At 52.1% G+C, this 10,747-nt stretch carries 8 protein-coding genes; 5 read left to right on the forward strand and 3 right to left on the reverse strand.

The window, feature by feature from the left end:
• Positions 1-7: 7 nt before the first annotated feature.
• The 4 genes from D5S03_RS10640 (at position 8) to D5S03_RS10655 (ending at position 2,957) form a co-directional block, all read left to right on the forward strand.
• Positions 8-451, forward strand: a complete 444-nt coding sequence (locus D5S03_RS10640; RefSeq protein WP_287043951.1) for a pyridoxamine 5'-phosphate oxidase family protein — start codon at positions 8-10, stop codon at positions 449-451.
• 73 nt (positions 452-524) lie between these two features.
• Complete coding sequence (locus D5S03_RS10645; protein WP_008868814.1) at positions 525-1,052, forward strand: hypothetical protein; 528 nt, start codon at positions 525-527, stop codon at positions 1,050-1,052.
• Between the two features lie 336 nt (positions 1,053-1,388).
• The gene (locus D5S03_RS10650; protein WP_008868815.1) at positions 1,389-1,748 is read left to right on the forward strand and encodes a molybdenum cofactor biosynthesis protein MoaE; all 360 of its coding nucleotides are present in this window, start codon (positions 1,389-1,391) and stop codon (positions 1,746-1,748) included.
• Between the two features lie 132 nt (positions 1,749-1,880).
• Positions 1,881-2,957 (forward strand): NAD(P)H-dependent flavin oxidoreductase, encoded by a 1,077-nt coding sequence (locus tag D5S03_RS10655; RefSeq protein ID WP_008868816.1) that lies wholly within the window; start codon positions 1,881-1,883, stop codon positions 2,955-2,957.
• Positions 2,958-2,988: 31 nt separating this feature from the next.
• On the opposite strand, the gene D5S03_RS10660 is transcribed toward D5S03_RS10655, so the two are convergent.
• The gene (locus D5S03_RS10660) at positions 2,989-4,386 is read right to left on the reverse strand and encodes a coiled-coil domain-containing protein (protein WP_008868817.1); all 1,398 of its coding nucleotides are present in this window, start codon (positions 4,384-4,386) and stop codon (positions 2,989-2,991) included.
• Between the two features lie 337 nt (positions 4,387-4,723).
• Between D5S03_RS10660 and typA the strand changes: the two genes are divergently transcribed.
• A complete protein-coding gene (gene typA / locus D5S03_RS10665) occupies positions 4,724-6,550 on the forward strand; it encodes a translational GTPase TypA (RefSeq protein WP_008868818.1) in 1,827 nt (608 codons plus the stop codon).
• Here typA and D5S03_RS10670 read toward each other — a convergent pair.
• Both D5S03_RS10670 and D5S03_RS10675 read right to left on the reverse strand, forming a co-directional pair.
• A complete protein-coding gene (locus tag D5S03_RS10670; RefSeq protein WP_008868819.1) occupies positions 6,547-8,610 on the reverse strand; it encodes a molybdopterin-containing oxidoreductase family protein in 2,064 nt (687 codons plus the stop codon). The genes typA and D5S03_RS10670 overlap by 4 nt on opposite strands.
• A 364-nt stretch (positions 8,611-8,974) precedes the next feature.
• Entirely contained in the window at positions 8,975-9,913 is a 939-nt protein-coding gene (locus tag D5S03_RS10675) for a methyltransferase domain-containing protein (RefSeq protein WP_008868820.1), read from the reverse strand.
• Positions 9,914-10,747: the final 834 nt, after the last annotated feature.

Here is a 10,747-nt window from a genome sequence, read left to right on the forward strand (position 1 = left end):
AAAAACCATGCTGGAAACAATCAAGGAAATAATACACCAAAACGACCTGGCGGTACTGGCCACTTCCCACGAAGACAGGCCCCATTGTTCACTTATGGCCTATGTGCCTGACAGTGACTGCACCAGGATCTACCTGCTCACCCTGAAAGATTCCAGAAAATTTGCCAATATTAGCCGCAATCCTTACGTGAGCCTTTTGGTGGATACCAGGGATCCCCATGAGCCCAGGAAAGACTACAAGGCCCTGACCATAAGCGGGACCTGTGCTCCAGCGGACACCACGGAGCAGGAAAAACTCAAGCAGGACATGGTGAAACAGCATCCACAGGTCAAGGAGCTTGCAGATAAACCGGACTGCGTGCTTTTAGTGGTAAACATAAATTCCTTTCTCCTGCTGGACGGGGTGTCTACGGCTCATTATATTGAACTTGATGATCAAACGGCCAGGTAAATGGATAAGGAGGGGCCGGGGTGGTTGCATAAGAACCCTTCCTTTGTTTTCAAGTTTTAAGGGAGTATAAAGCATGAGCAGTGACAGCGTATTTCAGGAAGTCAAAGATTTTTACCGTATCATTCCCCTGCAGTCCCTGAGGCGTACTCCGGGAGTATTTTTTGACAATGTCCCCATGGAGTTCCTGCCCAGGATTGATGCTATAGACCGGGTTCTGCACCAGGGCGGAGCCGTCTCCCCCGGCCCTGTGGGGGATGTACAGCGCCCCTGGTATATGCATCCCCACCAGGATGACAATCTTATAGTCCTTTACGGCGTGCGGGATGTGGATATTTATATAAACGGCCACGGCATGACCAGTTTCAGGGTGACCCCGCATGAGATCATCCAGAACGGGGAGGTACTCTATGACGGCCCGGCCATGCTGGTCTGGCCCAGGTATGTATTTCACCGCATAACCAGCGGGGAAGAGGGGTCCGCCTCTTTGAATTTTGCGGTACATTATCAGGGGCTGGACATGCGCACCAATTTTAACATCTATGACCTGGATACAGAGACTGGAAGCTTCGAGGTGATCCGAGAGGGATTCAGGGACCAGTGAAATGCATGACTGCAGTAACCGGCTTTGAACCATGCGGTTTTTCTTGCCAAAGGCATAGAAGTGCTTAAATACCATACCAGTACAGGTGGAAATATTTTGTAATTTTTCCCGGCAAAAGCTTAAAAAAAGGGTAACCATTCAGGGGGTCCTCGGTGGTGACTCATGGCCGGTACCTGCCCCTGAATAGGCCAGGGGACTGTCCCCGCTGAGTAATGACTGTGCAGCTTCATTTGATTTCGCGCCTGTACTTTTTGTATTCGTGAAGGAAAAGTGTCGCGGGGACTGTCCCCATGGCCGGTACCTGCCCCCTGAATGGTTACAAAAAAGGAGATGCAGATGGATATTTCAAAGGCCATAGCAGAGCTTAAGAAAGAAGAAGGTTTTACGGAAAACGTAGGCATGGTGCTTGTTCACAACGGGGTTGTGCGGGCCTGGTCCAGAAAGGACCGTTCCCTGGTGAAAAAAATTGAGGTTACTCCTGATCATGACAGGGTCGAGGCCATCAGGCAGCGTTACGAAAAAAGCCAGGGGATTTTCAGGATAGTGGTCCAGGCCAACTCAGGTATCCTGGAGCCTGGAGATGACTTGCTTTTTATAATAGTGGCCGGGGATATACGTGAAAACGTCAAGCCGGTACTTTCGGATATACTCGATGAAATCAAAAAAGAAGCCATATCCAAAAAAGAGATGTCCTGATGCCCTGTGTGCCCTCCAGGGCTTGAATCTTTCTGTTTAAAAATCCGGGAAGCTGATCCAAACTGTTTCTTGCCATTTGGCCCGCACTATGTTTAGGTGTAATTATTGAAATTGAGTTTTTGGAGGAAATGAATGGATTTTCCAGAATTAAGATTTAAAGACCTGGTAGCCAGGGTGCCCATTATCCAGGGGGGTATGGGAGTAGGCATCTCTTTATCCGGACTGTCTTCGGCCGTTGCCAGTCAGGGTGGAATCGGGGTTATTTCAGCGGCCATGATCGGCATGAATGAACCTGATATTGCTAAAAAACCTGAAGAGGCCAACATAAGGGCCCTGCAAAAAGAGATAAGAAAGGCCAGGGAAAACTCTTCCGGTATCCTGGGCGTGAATATAATGGTGGCCCTGAGTAATTTCGCCGAACTGGTGAAAACCTCCATCAAGGAGGGGGTGGACATTATCTTCGCCGGGGCCGGTCTGCCTTTTGACCTGCCCCAGTATCAGACTCCTGAATCCAGGACAAAGCTGGTGCCCATAATTTCTTCGGCCCGGGCGGCCAGGATCATGTGTAAAAAATGGCTTTCGCGCTTTAATTACCTCCCGGACGGCCTCGTGGTAGAAGGCCCACTGGCAGGGGGGCATCTGGGCTTTAAGAAGGAACAGCTGGATCTACCGGAGTTTAAGCTGGAAAACCTGGTACAGGAGGTTGTGGCGGAAGTCAGGCCCTTTGAGGAGGAGCACGGCCAGACCATCCCTGTTATTGCTGCCGGGGGGATATATTCCGGAGAGGATATCTGCCGGTTCCTGCGCCTTGGAGCATCGGGGGTGCAGCTTGGGACCCGTTTCGTGGCTACCCATGAGTGCGACGCGGACATGGCCTTCAAGCAGTCCTTTATTGACTGCACTGAAGAAGACCTGATGATAATCAAGAGTCCCGTGGGCATGCCCGGCAGGGCCGTACGCAACGAGTTTCTTGAAGATGTAGAGCAGGGCGGCAGACAGCCCTTCAAGTGCGTCTATCATTGCATAGTCACTTGCGACTACAAGAAAACCCCCTACTGCATAGCCTCTGCTCTGGCCAATGCCAAAAAGGGAAAGCTGCACCGGGGATTTGCTTTTGCGGGCCAGACCGCTCACAGAATCAAGGAACTTACTTCCGTTGAGGAACTTATTAATTCTTTACGCCGGGAATACGTGGAGGCCTGCTCATAAGTTTACCTGAGCAGGCCTTTACGGCTATGATTTATTCCCCGGCCAGCACTTCTATTTCTGCTTCCTGAATAGTGTTGCCGCGATACTTGACCAGGGGCTTGAAGACTCTGGAAACCACCTGCTCTCCGGGGAGCAGTTCATGAGTCAGAACGAATTCCACCCTGGCCTCCATGTCCTCCTTGTACTGCCTGCCCTCCAGGTCCACTATTTCATACCCCTTTTCCTTCAGCGCCTTGTAGGACCTGGACAAAGAGGACTTGATATCCCTGGTGGTTTCATCTTCAGGCAGTTTCCTGGAACGCTTTACCAGTTTGTACAGTTCATCGGCAAGGCTCAGGGCAAGAGCATGATCAATTTCCTGCTGCCCCGGATCACCCTGCGTCCCGTCCTGCTGCTGCCCCGGTTGGGGCATGACCAGAGAAAGGCTTTCCAGGAGTTCAGCCAGTTTTGAGTCCTGCAGGGCCTGCTGTTCCTGAAATTCATTTCGAAGTTCCTGGCTTGTTTCTTCTACCAGTTTCTGCAGTTTTCTGCGTCCACGCCTGGCACCTATCGCCCCTGCCAGCCCGGTGAGACCAAGAAGCAAAGCAAGGGCCGCCGCTCCTGCAGTGTAGAGTATACGTTCATCCATCGCGTCTTCCAGGTCCCTAAGCCCGGCATCTGTCTCCTGCAGCCGGTCTGCAAGGCCCTGGTCCGTATATTCAATTTCCCGGGACAATTGTGAAATCTTATCCCTGAGCTCGGTCTCAATCCCTTCAACCGTTTCCTGCTGATTTTTCAGATTCTGCTCCAATTCCGATGAGATGCGCTCTGCCTGGGACTCTAATTCGGATCTCAGCTCGGATTCCTTCTGCTGCAGGGCTTTTTCAAAATCAGCCAGGCTTTCTTGAAGCTCTCCCAGCTCTCCAATGCGCTCCAACTGTTTTGAATATTCGGCATCGATTCCCGAAAGCTTTTTAGACAGCTCCTCAAGCCTTGAATCCACTTGTTCATGGGAGACTTCCATGCCTTGTACTGCCTGCTGCAGGCTGTCTTTGATCTCCCGCAGTTCCTCCAGAGAGCTTTCCGCCTTTTCCAGGCGGTCCTGCAGCTGCTTTATTGAAGCTTCATGCTCCTCAAGGCCGGTTTCAACCTCATGGATATCCTGACGGTGTATATCCAGGTATTCTCTGAACAGACTCTGGTCACGGCTTATCTGCTCTTCCAGCTCGGAGAACTTGCGGGAGAGCTCACGCTCCAGTGCATGCAGTTCGTCTTCCAGCTGCATTACCCGGGTGGACTCTTGGTCCATGAGGGCGTCCTGCGAGTCCGCAGGTGAACCGTTCAGCTCTTCAGCCCCTGCTTCCTGGTTAGTTGCATGCTGGGAGGCAAAAAAGAGCAGGGTGCACATTAAAAACGGCAAAATTGCAATAAAAAACAGATGTTTTTTCATGTCTGCTGAACCTTATTATTATCTTAATATTCTGGTAACTAACTCATTGTCGGGATAAGAGTATACTCAAGGGTTGCTGCTTGAGGCTTAGACTGTCAAGCTCAATCAGGCTGTGAGTAACAGCAGTATGCTTTACTCCCCTGCCCCCGGGGCAGAGTTGTCCTGAATGATTTGAGCTTAAATCTTTAGTTCTTCATGTGCAAATGACTTTTTGACCACAAAGCTTACTTTTAATCAGGCTCAAAGTTCAGGACAAAAAAACATTGCTATTTTCTGTTCAGGCAGTTAATTTATCCGGCTGTTTTATCAATATTTTAAAAACTGGATGAACCAAGACATGAAAGAAATCAGGCAGAATGATTCCATCCGGAATATCGCCATTATAGCCCACGTGGACCACGGCAAGACCACCCTGGTGGACGGGATGTTCAGGCAAAGCGGGGTGTTCAGACAGGGACTGGAGGTGGAGGAAAGGATAATGGACTCCATGGACCTGGAGCGGGAAAGAGGCATCACCATCTCGGCCAAGAACTGCGCGGTTATGTGGAAGGGGGTCAAGATAAACATCATCGACACCCCGGGCCACGCCGATTTCGGGGGAGAAGTGGAGCGCTCCCTGTCCATGGCTGACGGCGCGGTGCTTCTGGTGGATGCTTCGGAAGGCCCTCTGCCACAGACCAGGTTTGTTTTGAAAAAGACCCTGGAGGCCGGACTGAAGATCATCGTGGCCATCAACAAGATCGACCGCAAGGACGCCCGCCCTGCCGAGGTCCTGGATGAAATCTACGACCTTTTCATCGATCTTGACGCTGGTGAAGAACAGCTGGATTTTCCTGTAATTTACTGTATGGCCCTGGACGGCATAGCCAGAAAAGATTTTCATGAAGACTCGGACAACCTGGATATTTTATTTGATACTATCCTGGATTTTATTCCGCCTCCATCTTTTGAACCGGACAAGCCGTTTCAGATGCTGGTGTCCGATCTGGGGTACTCGGATTACGTGGGGAGGCTTGCCGTGGGCAGGGTTTTCAACGGCAGGGCCAGGCAGAGCGATCAACTGGTTCGCCTGGGACCGGAAGGCAGCCAGGACATGTTGCGGGTGACCAAACTGCAGACCTATGCCGGGCAGGAACTGGTGGAAATAAGCGAGATACAGGCCGGGGACATAGCCGTTATATCCGGTATTGAAGAGGTGCATATCGGAGATACCATATGCACCCGGGATAACCCCATGGCCATGCAGAGAATCACCGTGGACGAACCTACTGTGTCCATGAAATTTTCCATCAATACCTCCCCCATGGCCGGTAAAGAGGGCAAATATGTCCAGTCCAGCAAGATCTGGGAGCGTTTGCAAAAAGAGACTCTGAGCAACGTGGCCATCCAGGTGGAAAAGACACGGGACAAGGACAGCTTTGTGGTCAAGGGCAGGGGTGAGTTCCAGATGGCTATCCTTATAGAGACCATGCGCAGGGAAGGATTCGAACTAAGCGTGGGCCGGCCTCAGGTTATAATCAGATACCAGGGGGATAAAAAGCTGGAGCCCATGGAGCATCTTTTCATAGACTGCGACGAGGCCTTCATGGGGGTGGTCACGGAAAAGCTGTCCCTGCGCAAGGGACGCATGACCAACCTGGTCAATCACGATACCGGGCGGATTCGAATAGAGTTTACCGTACCCTCCAGGGGGCTCATCGGCTACCGGGACGAGTTCCTGACGGACACCAAGGGTACCGGCATAATGAATTCCTATTTTACCGGATATCAGGAATACCGCGGGGATTTTCCCAGCAGGTTCATGGGGTCCCTGGTGGCGGACCGGCCGGGTACAGCAGTGCCTTATGCCCTGTCCAATCTCAAGGCCAGGGGCAACCTGTTCATTACACCAGGCACCCAGGTTTACGAAGGCATGGTGGTGGGGGAACACAACCGCGAGCATGATTTAAACGTCAATGTATGCAAGGAAAAAAAGCTGTCCAATGTCCGGGCCGCCGGCAAGGACGATGCCATTGTCCTGCCCCCGGTACTGCCCATGACCCTGGAGCGGGCCCTGCATTTCATCCGCGAGGACGAACTGGTGGAAGTCACTCCCGTATCCATCCGCCTGCGAAAGACCATTCTTTCGGCTTCACAGAGACACAGTGCCCGGCCAAAAGATTAATCCCGGAGTTTTTCCAGGCTGCACATGAAGCTTCGATTGGAAGGGGTGCTGGTGACAGGGTCCCGGTGATGGTCATCTGTCAGCAGGTTTAAATTATAATCCTGATGCACCTCTCCCCAGCCCCAGGCGATAATTACGTGGCCTGGGCGTACCCTGTCCGTGACCCCGGCCTGCATTTTTATGCTTCCCCTGGGGGTATGCACCCGGACCATCTCCCCGGCTGTGATGCCCAGACTGCCGGCATCCTGCTCATGCAGGTCCACAGTTGGTTTTTCCCCGGTCTTTAAAAGTTTGTCCACATGGTGAAACTGGGTGTGCGTAAAACGGTTTTCCCGTTCTCCGCTCATGCCCACCAGAGCATGACCTGCATGGCTGGAGAAGCTGATGGGGTTCTCCCGGCGTCCATGCTGGTAGGGTACCGGGTCATGTCCGTTTTGCTCCAGCCTGTCAGAGAAAAACTCCACTTTGCCCGAGGGCGTGTTGAATCCCTTTGAGCGGTATTTTTCAAAGACCTGTTCCCCGTCGCGGATGCCTTGAGGTGAGTTTCTAAGCTCCTCTACAGTGATGCCGCTTGGTTCAAGCTGAAAATCTATGGCCTCCTGTACATCTTCCCAGGGAAATTCTTTTTTCAGGCCCAGTTTTTCAGCCAGCGCAAATATTATCTTCCAGTCCGGCCGGGTCCCGGGAAGAGGTTCTATGGCCCGGTCCTGCAGGATGACCGGGCTGGTGCGAAGGGATGCCCGGTTTAGCTGGGTCTTTTCAAAACACATGCTTGCCGGCAGGATAACGTTGGCAAGCTCCGCCGTGCGGGTGAAAAAAGGATCTATAACCACCATGAAGTCCAGGCTTTCAAAGGCCTTTTGTACTCTGGTGGAGTCAGCCATGGTTGCAAGGGGATTGCCGGACTGGACCACCACCATGTTTACAGGGTAGGGTGTCTGGTCCAGCATGGCGTCCACCAGGCAGGACTGGGCATGCAGTCCCCAGTTGGGGTGGAAGCTGCCAAACAGACTGTAGTCCCTGGTGACCGGATAAGTATCCGGGGAAAGCCTGTCCCGCAGCTGGATATTGTGTACCCTGGGGGGCTGGGGGATGATATCCCCGCCGGCAATGTCCAGGTTGCCGGTTATGGCCCGCAGCATGGCCACCGCCCGGGTGGCCTGAAAAGTATGCAGCTGCATGTCCAGGCCGTTGCCGTCCACGATGCAGGCAGGGGAAGAGCGGGCATACATGCGGGCCGCCTTTATAATGTCCCGGGCATCCAGTCCGGCAAAGGGGGCTACCTCGTGCGGGGGATAATTCTGTACTGCCCGGGCCAGTGCATCAAAGCCCAGGGTATAGTCGCGGATGAAGTTCTTATTGTGCAGATCACTGTTGATGATCTCGTGCATCATGGCCATGGCCAGCATACCGTCGTGGGCCGGTTTGACCTGCAGGTGGATATCCGCCATGGCCGCCGCCGGAGTGCGCACCGGGTCCACTACTATGAGTCCGGCCCCGTTTTGGCGGGCATGCAGCAGGGCTTCGAAGGCCCCGGGCATGGTGTTGCGGTCGTTTTTGCCCCAGACCAGGACACAGCTGGAATCCTTGATGCCGGGCATGGTCATGGCCCCGTAGGTGTAAAAGTGAGCCATTTCCCGGGCCACGTGGCAGACCGAGCCATTGCCTATGCTGTTGGGAGAACCAAAGGCGTTCATGAGCCTCTGGGCGTAATCCCAGGGTGCCCCCCAGTCAGCTGCCATGCCCCTGAGCCAGGCAATGCTTTCCGGGCCTGAAACATCCCGGTGCTGCAAAAATTTAGAGGCCACCAGGTCCAGGGCCTCGTCCCAGCCGGCATCCCGGAACCTTGCCGCTCCCTTTTTTCCTTCGCGGATAAGAGGGGAGCTCAAACGTTTTCTGGAATATACTATCTCCGGGGCCCGCATGAGCCTGGGGCAGTTAATCCTTTCGGCAGGGGGAAGAAAGGATTTCCTTTGGGCCGAAATCAGCCTGCCGGATTCCACCCGGGCCTCCACCGGGCAACAGGCGGAACAGAAACGGCATACGGTATGTATTATCATTTTTTTGCTCTGTAATTTTTTACCTTAATGATATGACCTCCAGTGGTCCGGAAATTCGGCAAACAGGACGTAAAAACTCGCTTCAAGGAAGCGTAAATCAAAACCTCTTCAAGTTTTTTCAACCATAAAAGCTTCAATTATATTATGCTTTGAATCAAGTTGAGTGTTTAACGGTTTTGATTAACGCTTCCTACGTCGCTCAGATCCCGCACTTACTTTCTGGTAAATCTTGCTTTAAAAGTTGGTCAGACTTAAGAAAGTAAGTGCGGGACCCTGTTTGCCGAACCTCCGGCCTCTGGCTTTTCGTCCGCAGGTGCTGAATAGTCACTTTTCTCTTTTTGTAACTCACAAGCCTGAACAGTCATCACCTGAAAGCCTTGACGTAGCAGCTGCGGATAAGTTCGTAGTGATTGCGGTGGGTGCGGATTTTCCACCAGACGTGACCTTTTTTTTCGATATTCCATCCCGGTCCGGGATTGTCCCGGGGACGTTCAAGCCATTTTGCAATGTTATCCAGTCCGTAGCCGGCAAAGTCTCCCTCGGGCTTGCCTCCCAGCCAGTATTGCCGGTCAGCGCTCTGCTCGGACCAGGAAAAGGGGTCTGAGAGCAGGAACTGGGCCTTTTTCCTGTGGGCCAGCCTCCCGGCTTCCTGCAGGTGCTTCAGGGGCAGGGGCAATTTATCTACCATATTCAGGGAGGCCAGGGCGGAAAAAGTGCCCGTGGCGAAAGGCAGGGCCATGGCGTCGGCCACTATGAACTCAATGTTTCTGGTCTGCCATTCATCCGGCAGGGTCAGTGTCTCTTTCCGGGACAAAATACCCTCCTGAACAAGCTCAAATTGCACCTGTCTCCGGGTCATGAGTTCCCTGGCCGCCCGGATAAAGGCCACGGAATTATCTATGCCCAGGGCAAAATCAAACCTGGAGGCCATGTCAAAGGTAAATCTGCCCACGGCTGAGCCCATATCCAGGCAGCCCCCGGTATCCGCGTGCATTTGCTCTGCCCAGTCCTTGTAGGCGCTGCTGCCCTCGGGGTCTTCAAGCAGGTCGCAGTAGTGACTCCAGAGATAGGATGAGACCACGGAAGAGTTTTCATATTTTGATCCGGAATCTTTAATCGTGTCCTGCTGCGGGTGTACCATGGCGATGCCTTCCCGTATGGGATATTCTTTCAGGCATTCCGGGCAGTTGAGGGTTCCTTCTAAAACATCGTCATCTTCCTGAGAGTCTGCTTTGAGCTGCAACCCCTTTTCCAGGGGCAGGCAGGCCGGGCAGATCAATATTGAAGTAAGCCAGGTTTTCATGAAATTCCAATGGTTGGTTTTTGCCGTGCAGTCTGCTTATGGCAAAGGTTAAAAATTAAATATGAGTGTGTGCCACTCAGGCCTGATATCCATCTTCAAATTGGTTCCGGAAGACCCAGCCCCTTTGAGGCATAAATAAGTATCGCAGAGATAAGCAGTATTATAAAAAAATGTAAGAAGCAACAGGAATCATACCTGTTGTGATCAACTGTCCTGTACGTGACTGTTTTTATCCGGAATTATTTGAACTTGAGGTTCAGTTTAAAAGATATTAAAGGTTGAATGGTTATTTGTCCTCTCAAGGAATGTCTTCTGGAACTCTTTTTTTTATAATCTCTGTCACGTAACCATTCATGGGGTGCCTAAATCACGCCTCTGGCGTGACCGGGGACAGTCCCGTACTTATTTTTCCAACGCTCACACCTAAGGCGGGCTTTGCCCGCAACCCAATAAAGAAAAGAACTTTTTTGACAGGATTAACCACGCCAAAGACGCGTGGCAGGCATAGATTAAGAGATTGATGAAGAGAAAATCATCTTTGTCCTGGCCGGAAGCCAGGCCAAAAGGTTATCACTCCAGCACTCACTTTTTTCCGGCACTCATAAATGTCGGAAGAAAGTGAGTGCTGGATGGTTAATGCAATCTGCGGCTTCCGGCTTGCCCTGTGAAATTCCGAAGGACAGCGCAGCTGATTTCACCGGGGCCGCAGATTGCTTATCCTGTCAATCCTGTTAATCCTGTCCAAATTTCTTGTTTTTTATGACAAGGTTTCAGCAGTAAGCCACTGTCTAAATTGTTTATCATAAAAAAATAAGTGCGGGACAGTCCCCAGAC

The sequence above is a fragment of the Desulfonatronospira sp. MSAO_Bac3 genome (assembly GCF_003838035.1).
GTDB lineage: Bacteria > Desulfobacterota > Desulfovibrionia > Desulfovibrionales > Desulfonatronovibrionaceae > Desulfonatronospira > Desulfonatronospira thiodismutans.